A 13,956-nucleotide genomic window follows, 5' to 3' on the forward strand; every position below is an offset into this window, starting at 1 on the left:
GCGGGGCAGTAACGTTGGCCACCATGGCCGGATATGAATGGATCAGCCTCACCACCGACTACGGGACGTTCGACGGTTTCGTCGCGGCGTGCCATGGGACGATCGCGCGCGTCGCCCCCGCCGTACGCGTCATCGACGTGACCCACCACGTGCCCCCGGCCGATGTGACCCGCGGCGCCGCGGTGCTCGCCCAGACCGCGCCGCACCTGCCGCCCTCGGTGCACGTCGCGGTGGTCGACCCGGGCGTCGGCACGGCCCGGCGCGGGCTGGTCCTCGAGACGCCCGCCGGCCTGCTGGTCGGGCCCGACAACGGCGTGCTGATCTGGGCCTCCGAGGCGCTCGGCGGCGTGCACCGCGCCTTCGAACTGGCCAACAAGGACTGGATGCTCGGCGACGTCTCCCGCACGTTCCACGGCCGCGACGTCTTCGCCCCGGCCGCCGCCCACCTCGCGCTCGGCGCCTCGCCGGTCGACGCCGGCCCGGCGATCGACCCGGCCGACCTGATCCGGCTGCCCGACCCGGTCGTCACGGTCGGCGACGGCTGGATCGAGTCCGAGGTCGGCACGGTCGACCGCTTCGGCAACGTGCAGCTGGCCGCCGGCGGCGACGTGCTGGCGGGCCTCGGCCACGAGCTGACCATCAACGGCACGGTCCGGGCCCGGCGCGGCACCACGTTCGCCGACGTCGAGCGGGGCGAACTGCTGGTGTTCGAGGACTCGGCGGGCCGCGTCGCGATCGCCGTGAACAACGGCCGGGCCGTGGTCGTCCTCTCGGTCCGCCCGGGCGACATGATCCGCATCGCGGAGCGTTCTCAGCCCTGACGCAGCTTGTCGCGGTAACTACCCCAGGCCCGATCGCCGAAGAGGCGCCAGACCACCCGGGCCGGCGCCGGCAGGTCGTGCAGGAAACGGGCCTTCTCGGCGGGCGTCGCCTCCTCGAAGATCGAGCCGAGGAAGACCAGCGCCAGCTTCCCCTTCGGGATCGACTCGCGCCCCCGCTCGCCGAGCTTGTCCCACTCGGCCTGCGAGACATGTGCGGCGGCGAGGGGCAGGATCTCCTGTTCCTCGTCGCCGAGGTGCTCGTCGAGCGCCACCGACGCCTGCGCGATCACGTCGGCCAGCTCGTCCCGGTCGCGGACCGCGGCGGTCCGCCGCCACCGCGGGTTGATCTCGGTGATCCGCGTCAGCGGCTCGTGCAGCCGGTGGTGCTGCGCCTCCATCCGGTTGATCAGGTCGGTGTGCGGGGTCGCGCGGGCGAGCAGCAGCGGCCACAGCAGCTCGTCCTCGGCCGTGTGATGGTGGTGCAGCCCGTTGCCGAGGTGCTCGAGGTGGAAGCCGACGATCTCGGCGCGCGCGGTGTCCCCCTCGGCCACCCCGCGAACGAGGGCCGGCAGCATGCGGAAGTCCCGGCGGAAGACCCGGTGCACGAGCAGCATGTCCCAGGTGTCCGCTCCGGCGGTGATGGTTGTCATGAGGACAAGGTCGCGCCGTCCGCTTGCAGACTGCCTGCAGTCGCCCTGCAGCCCTATGCTCGGCCGGTGTTGATCGGCAAGGTGCTCGGCCCGACCGAGGTGGACGCCGGCGGGCGGATGGTCGATCTCGGCGGCCGGCTGCCGCGCCGGCTGGTCACGGCGCTGCTGGCGGCCGAGGGCCGGCCGGTCGCCGAGGCGACCCTCGCCGAGACCATCTGGGAGGGGTCACCCCCGGCGAGCTTCTCCAGCTCCCTTCAGGTGTACGCGTCCCGTCTGCGTCGCGCCCTCGGGGCCGACCGGGACGCCCTCGAGCGGTACGGCGACGGCTACCGGCTGCGGACCGCCGGGACGGACGCGGCCCGCTTCGCCTCGGAGCTGGCGCGCGGCCGTCAGTTGCTCGCCGACCGGCCGGGCGACGCGCTGCGTGCCTTCGACGCGGCGCTGGCGTTGTGGCGCGGCGACGCCTACGCCGACCTGGCCGACGCGCCGACGATCGCGGCCGCCCGCGCGGCGCTGATCGACCTGCGCGCGGTCGCTACGGAGGAACGCCTGGCGGCGCTCCTCGCGGTGGGGGACGCTCCAGGAGCGGTGGGTGCGCTTGATTCGTCCGTACGGGAGGAGCCCTACCGCGAGCGTCGATGGGAGCTGCTGATCGTCGCGCTGTACCGCAGCGGCCGCCAGGCCGACGCCCTCGCCGCCGCCCGCCGGGTCCGCGCGCTGCTCGCCGACGACCTCGGCATCGACCCCGGCCCGGCCCTGCAGGAGCTGGAGGCCCGCCTCCTGGCCCAGGACCCGGCCCTGCTGCTGCCCGCCCCACCACCCACGGCCCGCACGGCCGCGCCCCTCAACCGCCCGCTCTCCCACTTCCTCGGCCGGCGCGAGGAGCTGGCCCTGCTCGCCTCCCTGACTCCCGCGAGCCGGCTCGTGACGCTGGTCGGGCCCGGCGGCGCCGGCAAGACGCGGCTGGCCGTCGAGTTCGCCGCCGACTCCCGCCCGTGGTTCGTCCGGCTCGCCGACGTGGGCGAGCCCGCCCTGGTCGCCTCCGCCGTCGCCGATGCGGCCGGGGTGCACGCCCCGACCGCGGGCGCCCTCGCCGCCGCGCTCGGCGACCGCCCCGGGCTGCTCGTGCTGGACAACTGCGAGCACCTGGTCGACGCGGTCGCCGACCTGACGCTGACCGTGCTCGCCGCCTGCCCGTCGGTGCGCGTGCTGGCCACCAGCCGGGAACCGCTCGGCATCGACGGCGAGACCCTGCTCCCGGTCGCCCCGATGCCGGCCGACGACGCGATCGCCCTGCTCACCGACCGGATCACGGCGATACGCCCCGGCTGGCGCCCGAACGAGGCCGAGTCGCGCCAGCTCGCCCGCCTCGCGTCCGCCCTCGACGGCATCCCGCTGGCCCTGGAGCTGGCCGCCGCTCGGTGCCGGGTGCTCGGCCTCGGCGAGCTACTCGGCATGCTCGACGACCGCTTCCCGGCATTGGGCCCCGTCCCCCGAGGCACGCTGGCCCCGCACGAGACGCTCGAGGCCGCCGTCGCCTGGAGCTTCGACCTGCTGTCGGCCCCCGACCGGGAGCTGCTGCTGCGGCTGTGGCCGTTCGAGGGCGGCTTCACCCTCGAGGCCGTCGACGGCGACCTGGCCGCCCTGTCGTCGCTCGTGGCCCGCTCGGTCGTGGTCGCCGACACCACCGTCACCCCGAGCCGCTACCGCCTGCTGGAGATCGTCCGCGCCTTCTGCCGGGGCCGCGACCCCGACCCGGCGGCCAGCCGCGCCGCGCACGCCCGGTGGGTGCGCGGCCTGGTCGAGCGGATGGCGCCGGAGCTCGCCGGGGAACGGTCGGCGCACGCCATCCGGGTGCTCAACCGGGAGCTGGCCAACCTGCGCACCGGCATCAGCCACGACCTCGCCGTCGCACCCGAGCGGGCCCTGCGCACGGCGGGCCTGCTCGACTGGTTCTGGTACCGCGGCGTCCACGTCGTCGACGGGCTCCGGCTCCTGCGCGGCGCGCTGGCCGCGGCGCCCGACGCCGACCCTATCGACCGGGCCCGCGCCTGGCTGGGCGCCGGCACGCTGCACTTCCTCAGCGGCGAGCCCGAGCCGGTATGGGAGGCCTTGCGCAACGGCGTCGACGCGCTGGCCGGGGTGACCGACCGTGAGGGCGTGGCGCTGCGGGGCCAGGCTCACTACTACGAGTCGCTGCTGTACACGGTGATGGGCGACTACGAGCGGGCGGCCGCGCAGGGCCGGGAGGTGATGGCGATCGGCCACCGCATCGGCCATCAGCGCCTGGTCGCCTCCGGCTCGGAGGCGCTCGGCTGGGCCCTGACCAGCGCCGGCGATCTGGCCGAGGGCAGCCGCCTGCTCTCGTCAGCCGCCGAGACGGCCGAGGGCATCCAACAGACGTGGACCGCGGCGATGAGCCGTCTCTTCCTCGCCCGCACCCTGCTGCGCGCCGGCGACCCGGCGGCCGCGGCCGGCGTGCTACGCCTGGCGATCCGTGGCTTCTCCGAGGAGGACGACATCGCGAACGTCCTGACCTGCCTGCTCACCGGGGCGCTCACACTGCTCCGCCTGGGCCGCCACGAGGACGGTGCGACGCTGGCCGCGGGTGTGCGCCGCGAGGTCGCCCGGCGCGGTCTGTCCATCGAGCCCGGCGACCCGCTGGGCTCCGCGGCCCTGGACGAGGCCCTGGCCGGGAGGGAGGGCCGCCCGGACGCGGGCGATCTGGACCAGGCGGCACTGATCGCGCTGTTCGCGGACGCCGTGGAGGAAGAGACCGCCGCGGCGGGATGAGCCGCCGCCGCGGGATGAGCCGCCGCCGCGGGATGATGGGGACATGCCCGAGGGTGACACCGTCTGGAACACGGCCCGGGTGCTCGAGCGCGCGCTGGTCGGCGACGTCCTGACCGGCAGCGACTTCCGGGTGCCGAGGCTGGCCACGGCCGACCTCACCGGATGGACCGTCGCCGAGTCGGCCAGCCGCGGCAAGCACCTGCTGCTGCGCCTCACCCGGGACGGCGAGAAGCCACTCACCCTGCACTCGCACCTGCGGATGGACGGCGCCTGGCGGTCCTTCGCACCCGGGGAACGCTGGGGCGGAAAGCCGGCCCACCTGATCCGGGTCGTGCTCCGCACCGCGCGCTCGGTCGCGGTCGGCTATCACCTGCACGACGTCACGCTGGTGCTCACGGCCGAGGAGGAGTCGCTGGTCGGCCATCTCGGGCCCGACCTGCTCGGCGACGACTGGGACCCGGCCGAGGCAGCGCGCCGGTTGGCGGCCCGGCCCGCTGTGACGATCGCCGAGGCCCTGCTCGACCAGCGCAATCTCGCCGGCGTCGGCAACCTCTACAAGGCCGAGACGATGTTCCTGCGGGGACTGTGGCCGTGGACCCCGGTCGCCGAGGTGCCCGACCTGGTCGCCGTCGCGACGCTGGCCCAGAAGCTGGTCGCCTCGAACAAGGGCCGTTGGACGCAGTCCACCACCGGCTCGCTGCGACGCGGCGAAACCACCTATGTGTACGGCCGGAGGGCCCAGCCCTGCCGACGCTGCGGCACCGCGGTCCGCATGGCCGAGCAGGCCGAGCGCGTCACCTACTGGTGCCCGCGCTGCCAGCCGGAAAAGCCGGCGGGCGCTTGAGCTCGGCCAGCCCCTCGGCCAGGCCGCGCAGCCGGTCGGTGGCGTCGACGAGGCTGGACAGGGCCGGGTGCTTGCTGTCGGCCATCGGGTGCCCGTCTTCCGCGACATAGCTCGCGGCCGCGGCGACCAGCCGCTCGTACGCCGTGACGCCCTCGGTGAACTGCTCGGCCAGGCTCGCGTGCGACTGCTCGAGGGCGGACCGCCGCTCGCCGGGCGGGCTCAGCGGGAGGGCCCGCTCGACGCTCGCCACCCGCTGCCCGAGGTCGCGCAGCCACTGCTCGGCCACCGCCGCCTCGAGAACGGCCGCCTCGCCCGGACCGGTCAGCCGGCCGGACAGGGCGGCCAGTGTCGCCGAGGCGCGGTCGAGCCGGTCCCATGCCTGGGTGATCGCCGAGCCGCGTAGGGCGTACCGGTTCTTCTGGCGGCGCACCTCGTTCAGCACCGTGCGGCCGGCCGGGAACCGCTCGATCGCGGCGGTCAGCCGCTGGCCGGCCAGGGCCGGGTCGGGCGCGGGCGGGGCCGGGACGGCGGCCAGCGCGCGATGGTCGCTCCACCGCCACCAGGCGAGGGCGACCGAGGAGCCGGCGGCGCCGGCCCAGATGGCGTCGGCGATGCCGATGCCCGAGTACGGGGTGAGGACCGCGGTGGCCGCGACCAGGCCGCCACCCAGCACGCTCCATCGCCTGGCCGAGTTGCGCAGGCGACTGAGCCGCCGGAAATACCTGGTCCGCTCGTCCACCGCAGGCCCTCCCCGTCGCTTACATCCGGTTGCCGGGCTCAGCCGGCCGCGCTGGTGTCGCCACGCTTCTGGTTGAGGCTGGCGCGGATCTCGTCGAGCCGGGCGACGCTCGCCGGGTCGGACGCCGGCGGGGCCGGCTCGACCGCGGGCTGGGACGGCGCGGCGCCGAGCTTCTCCCCGGCCATGCTGGCGCGGATCTGCTCGAGCCGGGAACTGCCGGCCATGTCGAGGCTGGATTTCTGCACCTCGAGCATGCGGCCCTCGACCGAGTTCGACGCGAGCTCGGCCCGACCCATGGCGTTCGCATACCGCTGCTCGATCTTGTCGCGGACCTCGTCGAGCGAGGGCGTGTTGCCCGGCGCGGCGAGCGACGACATCGACTCGAGCGACTTGGCCACCGTCTCCTGCATCTTGGCCTGCTCGAGCTGGCTGAGCAGCCGGGAGCGCTCGGCGATGCGCTGCTGGAGCACCATCGCGTTGTTCTCCACCGCCTTGCGAGCCTGGCCGGCCGCGGAGAGCGCCTGGTCGTGAAGGGTCTTCAGGTCTTCCATCGACTGCTCGCCCGAGACCAGCTGGGTGGCGAGCGTCTGCGCGGTCGACTCGTATTTCTGCGCCTCGGACTCGTTGCCGTCGGCACGGGCCTTGTCGGCGAGGACCAGGGCCTGGCGGGCCATGCCCTGCAGTTTCTCAACCTCGGACATCTGGCGGGAGAGTTTCATCTCCAGCTGCCGCTGGTTGCCGATGACGGCCGCGGCCTGCTGCACGAGCGCCTGGTGCTGCCGCTGCGCGTCCTCGATGGCCTGCTGGATCTGCACCTTCGGGTCGGCGTACTCGTCGATCTTCGCACCGAAGAGCGCCATCATGTAACGCCAGCCCTTGACGAACGGGTTCGCCATCTCGCGGTATCCCCTCAATGTCGCTCAGTCTTCGGCGCCACCGACGCAGAAACGAAGAGTCGTCCGCGATGGCGCGTGCACACCATCGTGTCAGCTCGGCGCCACCGGCGTCACGTGACCTCGGGGGGATCTCAGGGTCTCCCCCACGGCATCGAGGCTACGCCGGGCAAAGGGTCAGGGTCGATCCCGTAGCAGACATAAGCATGCGACAGGGCCGGACAGCCCGACGGCGACCCGGCCCTGGTGGAACTGCGAACGACCTATGCGGCGTACACCACTTCGCGCTTCGGTTTCCGCGCGGTGCGCAGGGTCGCCTTGAGCGGCGAATCCTGGCGCACGGAGACGGAGATTTCCTTGTCGCGAGCAGGCGCCTGAGTGGCGGAACCGCTCTCGACCGGAACGAGCACGCCCTCCATCTCCTCGGCGAACGACAGCGTGCTGCTGACCTCACCCAGTACCTCGGACAGGCGCGCGCCCAGCGCATCACAGATCGCGGCGAGAAGCTCGCTCGACGCTTCCTTCTGGCCGCGCTCGATCTCGGACAGATACCCCAGGCTGACATTCGCGGCGGTGGACACCTCGCGCAGCGTGCGGTGCTGTCCCTGCCGGCGCGCCCGAAGTGCGTCGCCGATCACCCGGCGTAGCAGGACCATGGCACCTCCTCCTGCGGCGGGCCGCCGGCACGCGCCGGAGGCTTCCCGCAACCGTACCCGTTGCCGGCGACGCCGACATCCCGCCCCGCCGAAATCCGGTCTCACCGGCGGCGGGACCTCGGTCCAACAATCGAGATCACTGCAACATTCCCCTGGTCAGGCCAGTTCTGACGCCTCTCGCAAGGTGTCTGAGAGCAGTCTGAGAACGCTCGTCACACTTTCGGTGCGGATGGATTCGCGGTTTCCGTCCAGTTTCAGCTCGCGCACGGCCGACCCGGCGGCGCCGGCCACGGCCACGTAGACGAGGCCGACGGGCTTGCCGTCCTGCGGGTCGGGGCCCGCCACGCCGGTGGTGGCCAGGCCCCAGTCGGCGCCGCAGCGCTCCCGGCAGCCGGCCGCGAGAGCCACCGCGACCTGCGGATCCACCGGTCCGCGCTCGTCCAGCAGCACCATCGGGACACCGGCCAGCTTGGCCTTGAGGTCGGTGGCGTAGACGACGAGGCCGCCGCGGAAGACCGCACTCACCCCGGGGATCTCGACGACGGTGGCCGCGACCAGCCCACCGGTCAGCGACTCGGCAGTGGCGAAGGTCTCATGGCGTTCCACCAGCCGGTGGACGGCGTCGGCGGCGGTGAGGCGCATCTCGGTGAGATCCACGCCACGATCTTAGGCAGACGCGGCTCAGTTATCGCGGCGCAACCGCAGGGCCTGGAGCAGATAGTCGGCGCCGGTGACCACCGTCACGACCAGGGCCGCGCCCATCAGCCACGGCCCGACCACGTCGAACGGGGACGGCACCGGCCACAGGTACCAGGCGATCGCGGCGATCTGCAGGACGGTCTTGAGCTTGCCGCCCCGGCTCGCCGGGATGATGCCGTACCGGATGACCCAGAAGCGCAGCGCCGTCACACCCCACTCGCGGGCCAGGATGACGATCGTCACCCACCACGGCAGCCGGTCGTACGCGGAGAGCAGGATCAGCGCCGTGCCGGTGAGCGCCTTGTCGGCGATCGGGTCGGCCACCTTGCCGAACGAGGTGACCAGCGACCACTTGCGGGCGATCCAGCCGTCCACGAAGTCGGTGGCCGAGGCCAGGCAGAACACGAGGCAGGCGGCGATGCGCGCGCCGGTGCCGGTCAGCCCGGAGGCGATCACGATGGCCACGAAGACCGGCACCAGCACGATCCGCACCACGGTGAGGACGTTCGCCGGGTTGTACGGCGACACGACCCGTGGCGCCACCGCCGGCGCCGGCTCGTCGGTCACGAGCGTTGCACCGGTGCCGCGTCGATCATCTCGACCGGCACCGCGATGAGGTCGACGCCTTCGGTCGCGGTCACCCGCGCCCGGACGAGGTCGCCCGGCCGCAGAGCCGCCAGATCGACCCCGGGCTCCCCGGCGACCAGCGTGGTGGAGCCGTCGACCTCGGGCGCCTGGTGCTCGGCGCGGCCCTCGACCTCGCCGTCGGCGACCGAGTCGACCAGCACCTCGACCAGCGATCCCCGCCGCTCCTCGGCGCGCTGCGTGCATAACTCGTCGGCCAGCGACACCAGGCGGTCGTACCGCCGCTTGATGGTGTCTTCCCGCACCTTGCCGGGCAGGCCGGCCGCCTCGGTGCCGTCCTCGTCGCTGTAGTCGAAGACGCCGATCGCGTCGAGCCGGGCGTCGGTGAGGAAGCGGACCAGCTCGTCGACGTCGTGCCGGGTCTCGCCGGGGAAGCCGACGATGAAGTTGCTGCGCGCGCCGGCGGCCGGGGACAACGCGCGGGCCGAGTCGAGCAGCTCGAGGAAGCGCTCGGTGGACCCGAAGCGGCGCATCCGGCGCAGCACGGGCTCGCTGGAGTGCTGGAAGGAGAGGTCGTAGTAGGCCGCCACGCCCGGTGTCGTGGCGATCACCTCGACCAGGCCGGGCCGGGTCTCGGCGGGCTGCAGGTAACTCGCCCGCACCCGCACGATGCCGTCGACGGCGGCGAGCTGGGGCAGCAGTTTCTCCAGCAGGCGCGGGTCGCCGAGGTCCTTGCCGTACGACGTGCTGTTCTCGCTGACCAGCACCAGCTCGCGCACGCCGGTTTTCGCCAGCCAATCGGCCTCGGCCAGCAGTTCCTGCGGGTCGCGGGACACGAACGCGCCGCGGAACGCCGGGATCGCGCAGAACGAGCAGCGCCGGTCGCACCCGCTGGCCAGTTTGAGCGAGGCCACCGGGCCGGAGTCGAGCCGGCGGCGCAGCACGGTACGCAGGTGGGCCGGGGTGTGCTCGTCGACCGTCGCGTGACCGGGGATGACGACCTTGGCCGCCTGGCGCTGCACCGGCGTGATCGGCAGCAGCTCGCGGCGGTCGCGCGGGGTGTGCGCGTCGAACCGCTCACCGGCCAGGACCCCGTCGAGGCGGGCGGCGATGTCGGCGTAGTCGTCGAAACCGAGCACGGCCTGCGCCTCGGGGAGGCTCTCGGCCAGCTCCTTGCCGTACCGCTCGGCCATGCAGCCGGCCGCGACCACCTTGGCGCCGGTGTCGGCCGCGGCCAGCAGGGTCTCGATCGAGTCCTGCTTGGCCTTTTCCACGAAGCCACACGTGTTGACGAGAACCACGTCGGCGCCGGACGCATCGGTGCTGACCTCCCAGCCGCCGGCGTCGAGCCGGGCCGCGAGCTCCTCGGAGTCGACCTCGTTACGGGCACAGCCCAGGGTGAGCAGGGCGACCCGCCGGGCGGAAGGACTTGCGGAAGGGGTTACCGACACTTGGCCAAGGTTACCGGGCGGCCGGGCGCGGCCGTTCCCCCGCACGGACGGATAGCCCGGTGTTTGATCGGGGGCTGGCTCTCGCCCGTAATACTCAGCAGGATGTCGAACCTCAGGAAACCACCCCCGCACGCCGAGTGGCTGTTGGTCGCCGCGCTCGTCGTGCTGGCCGTCGTCGCCCGCGGGGCCGGCTGGTGGACCCGGACGACCGACATGTCGATCTTCTTCCAGTGGACGCACCAGATGCAGGCCGAGGGTGGCTGGCGGGCCATCGGCAAGCCGATCGGGAACTACAACGCGCCGTTCCTCTACCTGTTGGCCATCGTCATCTACCTGCCCGGACCGCTGATCCTCAAGATCAAGGCGATCTTCGTCGTGTTCGACGTGCTGCTCGCCTTCTTCACGTACAAGATCGTGGGATTGAAGTTCTCCGGGCGCCGGATCCCGGCGGCCGCCGCGCTGGCGATGGTGCTGCTGCCGACCGTCGTGATCAATGCGTCGTGGTGGGGCCAGATGGACGCGATGTGGGCGAGCTTCGCCCTCGGCGGGGTCTACTTCCTGATGCGCGACCGCCCGTGGGTGGCGGTGACGATGTGTGCCGTGTCACTCGCGATCAAGCCGCAGGGCATCTTCATCTTCCCGCTCCTGCTGCTGCTCGCGCTCGGCGGCCGGCTGCCCTGGCGGACGTTGCTCGCCGTCCCGGCCGTCTTCGTGGTGCTCGACCTGCCGGCGCTGCTGGCCGGCCGCAGCCCGGCCGACCTGCTCACCGTCTACGACATGGACCGGCAGGCCCACCAGATCAAGGCGCTGACCCTGCGCGCGCCGAGCCTCTACGCCTTCGTCCCGGCCGGGCCGAGCACCGACACCGTCCGCACGCTCGGGTACGTCTTCACGGCCGTCCTCGTCCTGGGCATCTGCTACATCCTGATCGTCCGGAACGTCCGGATCACCCGGGACCGGCTGATCACCTACGCGGCGCTGTTCGCGATCCTGGTGCCGTTCGTCCTGCCGGGCATGCACGAGCGCTACTTCTTCCTGGCCGACGTGACGACGGTCATCCTCGCGATCCACAAGCCGAGGCTCTGGCCGGTCCCGCTGCTGGTCCAGGCGGCGTCACTGCTCTGCTACGAGCCCTACCTGTTCGGCGGCCGCACCCCGGCGATGCTTCCGCTGACCATCCCGGCGACGCTCATGCTCGCGTCGCTGGTGATGCTGCTTCACCACGTACTCAAGGATGCTTTTGAAAGGGAAAGCCTCGAGATCCCGGACACGCCGGCCGAGCTCGAGGCCGAGATCAGTCGTCCAGCCGCAGATCGGCCAGGGCCTCTTCCAGCCCGTCGGGCTTGACCAGCACGTCGCGCGCCTTGCTGCCCTCGGACGGCCCGACGATCTCCCGCTGCTCCATCAGGTCCATCAGCCGGCCCGCCTTGGCGAAGCCCACCCGCAGCTTGCGCTGCAGCATCGACGTCGAGCCGAACTGACTGGTCACCACCAGCTCGATCGCCTGCAGCAGCAGCTCGAGGTCGTCGCCGACCTCCTCGTCGATCTGCTTCTTCTTGCTCGGCGGCGCGTCGACGACGCCCTCGCGGAACTCCGGCTCGCGCTGGTCCTTGCAGAACTTGACGACCGCCGCGATCTCCTTCTCCTCGACCCACGCGCCCTGGATGCGGACCGGCTTGGAGGCGCCCATCGGCAGGAAGAGGCCGTCGCCGCGGCCGAGCAGTTTCTCGGCGCCCGGCTGGTCGAGGATGACCCGGCTGTCGGCCAGCGAGGAGGTCGCGAAGGCCAGGCGGGACGGGACGTTCGCCTTGATCAGGCCGGTGACGACGTCGACCGACGGGCGCTGGGTGGCCAGCACGAGGTGGATGCCGGCCGCCCGGGCCAGCTGGGTGATCCGGACGACCGAGTCCTCCACGTCGCGCGGCGCGACCATCATGAGGTCGGCGAGCTCGTCGACGATCACCAGCAGGTACGGGTACGGCTTGATCTCGCGCTCGCTGCCGGGCGGCGCGGTGATCTCGCCGCTGCGCACCTTGCGGTTGAAGTCGTCGATGTGGCGTACGCCGTTGGCCGCGAGGTCGTCGTAGCGCATGTCCATCTCGCCGACGACCCACTCCAGCGCGTCGGCGGCCTTCTTCGGGTTCGTGACGATCGGCGTGACGAGGTGCGGGATCCCCTCGTACGCCGTCATCTCCACCCGTTTCGGGTCGACCAGCAGCAGCCGCACCTCGTCCGGGGTGGCCCGGGTCAGCAGCGACACCAGCAGCGAGTTGAGGCAGGAGCTCTTGCCGGCGCCGGTGGCCCCCGCGATCAGGATGTGCGGCATCTTGGCGAGGTTGGCCACCACGAAGCCGCCCTCGATGTCCTTGCCCAGCGCGACCAGCATCGGGTGGTGGTCGCTGGTGGCGGCCCGCGAGCGCAGCACGTCGCCGAGCGAGACCATCTCGGGGTCGGTGTTCGGGATCTCGACGCCGACCGCGCTCTTGCCCGGGATCGGGCTGAGGATGCGCACGTCGGCCGACTTCACGGCGTACGCGATGTTGCGGGAGAGCTGGGTGATCCGCTCGACCTTGACGCCGGGGCCGACCTCGACCTCGTAGCGGGTGACCGTCGGGCCGCGGGTGAAGCCGGTGACCACGGCGTCGACGTTGAACTGGTCGAAGACCGTGGCGAGCGCGGCCATCACCTCGTCGTTGGCGCGGCTGCGGGCCTTGGCCGGCGCGCCGGTCGCCAGCAGTGACGGCGGCGGCAGGTGGTAGTCGCCCTCGAGCGCGGTGATCTCCAGCTGCTCGGCGCGGGTCGGCAGCGGCGAATGCTCGGGCGGCGCCGCCTTTTTCCGGCTTGCCGGGATTTTCGGGACGGGGACGACGTCGTGAAGAATCTGATCGTCGTCCTCGGGCGGGGCCAGACCGATGTCGGCCAGTGACCCCTGCCGGCGCCGGGCCGGGCGACGGGTCTTGACCGGTTCCTCGTGCTCCTCGCCGCCTTCCTCGCCGTCGAGAAGGTCGAGGTCGATGTCCGGTTCCGGCAGCGGGGCACGCGCGGTGTCGCGGCCCAGCAGCACGTCGACCAGCAGCAGCACCCGCTCCGGGATCTTGTTGATCGGGGTGGCGGTGATCACCAGCAGGCCGAAGATGAACAGCAGCACCAGCAGCGGCACCGCCACCCAGGCGGTCACCGCGCTCTCCAGCAGCCCGCCGATGCCGTAGCCGAGCAGGCCGCCGGCCTTGTCCATGGCCACGTCGTCGGCCGGGTGCTGGGCGATGTGCAGCAGCGCCGCGACGGACAGGATGATCGCCGTCCAGCCGACCACGCCGCGACCCTGGTGCTCGGGGTCGGCCGGCCGGCGCATCAGCCGGATCGCGCCGTAGAGCAGCAGCAGCGGCAGCAGCACCGCGAGCCCGCCGAAGAACAGCCGGACCGTGTCGGCCAGCCACTTGCCGACCGGGCCGGCGCTGCCCGCCCAGACCGCGACGCCGATCAGGATCGAGAGGCCCAGCAGGAGCAGGCCGGCGCCGTCGCGGCGGTGCTCGGGGTCGATCTCCTTGGCCGTGGCCGCTTGCCGGCCGACGCCGCGGGCCACCCAGCCGACGCTGTGCGCCACGCCCATCCACAGCGCGCCCACGCCGCGGCCGAGGCCACCGGCGACGGCGGCGCCCACGGACGGGCGGGCACGGCTCGCGGACGGACGGCGGCGCGCGGCGGTGGTCTTGCGGGGGGCCGCTTTTCGGGCACGCGTCGTCGCGGCGCCACGCGTCGACGTGGCGCGGCCCCGGCTCGCCGGAGGAGTTCGGCCCGCCATGAACTACACCGTAGCGTCGATGC

Annotated in this window: 12 protein-coding genes; 4 read left to right on the plus strand and 8 right to left on the minus strand. The window is 72.7% G+C overall.

Annotation, left to right across the window (positions count from 1 at the left end):
- The first annotated feature begins 23 nt into the window (after nucleotides 1-23).
- On the plus strand, nucleotides 24-821 hold the full coding sequence (locus A3CQ_RS0146620; RefSeq protein WP_020517858.1) for an SAM hydrolase/SAM-dependent halogenase family protein: 798 nt from the start codon (nucleotides 24-26) through the stop codon (nucleotides 819-821).
- Here the strand turns inward: A3CQ_RS0146620 and A3CQ_RS0146625 are convergent.
- A complete protein-coding gene (locus A3CQ_RS0146625) occupies nucleotides 812-1,471 on the minus strand; it encodes a hemerythrin domain-containing protein (protein ID WP_020517859.1) in 660 nt (219 codons plus the stop codon). The genes A3CQ_RS0146620 and A3CQ_RS0146625 overlap by 10 nt on opposite strands.
- 66 nt (nucleotides 1,472-1,537) lie before the next feature.
- Between A3CQ_RS0146625 and A3CQ_RS56465 the strand changes: the two genes are divergently transcribed.
- Both A3CQ_RS56465 and A3CQ_RS0146635 read left to right on the plus strand, forming a co-directional pair.
- Entirely contained in the window at nucleotides 1,538-4,264 is a 2,727-nt protein-coding gene (locus A3CQ_RS56465; RefSeq protein ID WP_020517860.1) for an AfsR/SARP family transcriptional regulator, read from the plus strand.
- 43 nt (nucleotides 4,265-4,307) lie between these two features.
- A complete protein-coding gene (locus tag A3CQ_RS0146635) occupies nucleotides 4,308-5,108 on the plus strand; it encodes a DNA-formamidopyrimidine glycosylase family protein (RefSeq protein WP_020517861.1) in 801 nt (266 codons plus the stop codon).
- Here the strand turns inward: A3CQ_RS0146635 and pspM are convergent.
- The 6 genes from pspM to rimO all read right to left on the minus strand — a co-directional run bounded on the left by pspM (nucleotide 5,059) and on the right by rimO (nucleotide 10,131).
- Nucleotides 5,059-5,847 carry a phage shock envelope stress response protein PspM gene (gene pspM / locus A3CQ_RS0146640; RefSeq protein WP_026206967.1) on the minus strand — a complete coding sequence of 263 codons (789 nt, stop codon included), beginning with the start codon at nucleotides 5,845-5,847 and terminating at the stop codon, nucleotides 5,059-5,061. The two genes, A3CQ_RS0146635 and pspM, sit on opposite strands and share 50 nt — an antisense overlap.
- Nucleotides 5,848-5,885: 38 nt before the next feature.
- Nucleotides 5,886-6,743 carry a PspA/IM30 family protein gene (locus A3CQ_RS0146645; RefSeq protein ID WP_020517863.1) on the minus strand — a complete coding sequence of 286 codons (858 nt, stop codon included), beginning with the start codon at nucleotides 6,741-6,743 and terminating at the stop codon, nucleotides 5,886-5,888.
- Between the two features lie 260 nt (nucleotides 6,744-7,003).
- Complete coding sequence (locus A3CQ_RS0146650; RefSeq protein WP_020517864.1) at nucleotides 7,004-7,396, minus strand: helix-turn-helix domain-containing protein; 393 nt, start codon at nucleotides 7,394-7,396, stop codon at nucleotides 7,004-7,006.
- Between the two features lie 156 nt (nucleotides 7,397-7,552).
- The gene (locus A3CQ_RS0146655; protein ID WP_040434221.1) at nucleotides 7,553-8,038 is read right to left on the minus strand and encodes a CinA family protein; all 486 of its coding nucleotides are present in this window, start codon (nucleotides 8,036-8,038) and stop codon (nucleotides 7,553-7,555) included.
- 39 nt (nucleotides 8,039-8,077) lie between these two features.
- Entirely contained in the window at nucleotides 8,078-8,662 is a 585-nt protein-coding gene (gene pgsA / locus A3CQ_RS0146660; RefSeq protein ID WP_020517866.1) for a CDP-diacylglycerol--glycerol-3-phosphate 3-phosphatidyltransferase, read from the minus strand.
- Nucleotides 8,659-10,131 (minus strand): 30S ribosomal protein S12 methylthiotransferase RimO, encoded by a 1,473-nt coding sequence (rimO, locus tag A3CQ_RS0146665; RefSeq protein WP_020517867.1) that lies wholly within the window; start codon nucleotides 10,129-10,131, stop codon nucleotides 8,659-8,661. Before rimO ends, pgsA begins: the two co-directional genes overlap by 4 nt.
- 102 nt (nucleotides 10,132-10,233) lie before the next feature.
- Here rimO and A3CQ_RS56470 point away from each other — a divergent pair, with 102 nt between their 5' ends.
- Complete coding sequence (locus A3CQ_RS56470; protein WP_051115549.1) at nucleotides 10,234-11,478, plus strand: putative hexosyltransferase; 1,245 nt, start codon at nucleotides 10,234-10,236, stop codon at nucleotides 11,476-11,478.
- Here the strand turns inward: A3CQ_RS56470 and A3CQ_RS0146675 are convergent.
- On the minus strand, nucleotides 11,426-13,933 hold the full coding sequence (locus tag A3CQ_RS0146675; RefSeq protein WP_026206968.1) for a DNA translocase FtsK: 2,508 nt from the start codon (nucleotides 13,931-13,933) through the stop codon (nucleotides 11,426-11,428). The genes A3CQ_RS56470 and A3CQ_RS0146675 overlap by 53 nt on opposite strands.
- Between the last annotated feature and the right edge of the window lie 23 nt (nucleotides 13,934-13,956).

Source organism: Paractinoplanes globisporus DSM 43857 (assembly GCF_000379645.1).
Lineage (GTDB): Bacteria > Actinomycetota > Actinomycetes > Mycobacteriales > Micromonosporaceae > Actinoplanes > Actinoplanes globisporus.

What these genes read in the sequence shown, in the direction of transcription:
- A3CQ_RS0146620 (WP_020517858.1), top strand. Translation starts at nt 24, where the DNA reads ATGGCCGGATATGAATGGATCAGCCTCACCACCGACTACGGGACGTTC.
- A3CQ_RS0146625 (WP_020517859.1), bottom strand. Translation starts at nt 1,471, where the DNA reads ATGACAACCATCACCGCCGGAGCGGACACCTGGGACATGCTGCTCGTG.
- A3CQ_RS0146635 (WP_020517861.1), top strand. Translation starts at nt 4,308, where the DNA reads ATGCCCGAGGGTGACACCGTCTGGAACACGGCCCGGGTGCTCGAGCGC.
- A3CQ_RS0146645 (WP_020517863.1), bottom strand. Translation starts at nt 6,743, where the DNA reads ATGGCGAACCCGTTCGTCAAGGGCTGGCGTTACATGATGGCGCTCTTC.
- A3CQ_RS0146650 (WP_020517864.1), bottom strand. Translation starts at nt 7,396, where the DNA reads ATGGTCCTGCTACGCCGGGTGATCGGCGACGCACTTCGGGCGCGCCGG.
- A3CQ_RS0146655 (WP_040434221.1), bottom strand. Translation starts at nt 8,038, where the DNA reads ATGCGCCTCACCGCCGCCGACGCCGTCCACCGGCTGGTGGAACGCCAT.
- A3CQ_RS56470 (WP_051115549.1), top strand. Translation starts at nt 10,234, where the DNA reads ATGTCGAACCTCAGGAAACCACCCCCGCACGCCGAGTGGCTGTTGGTC.
- A3CQ_RS0146675 (WP_026206968.1), bottom strand. Translation starts at nt 13,933, where the DNA reads ATGGCGGGCCGAACTCCTCCGGCGAGCCGGGGCCGCGCCACGTCGACG.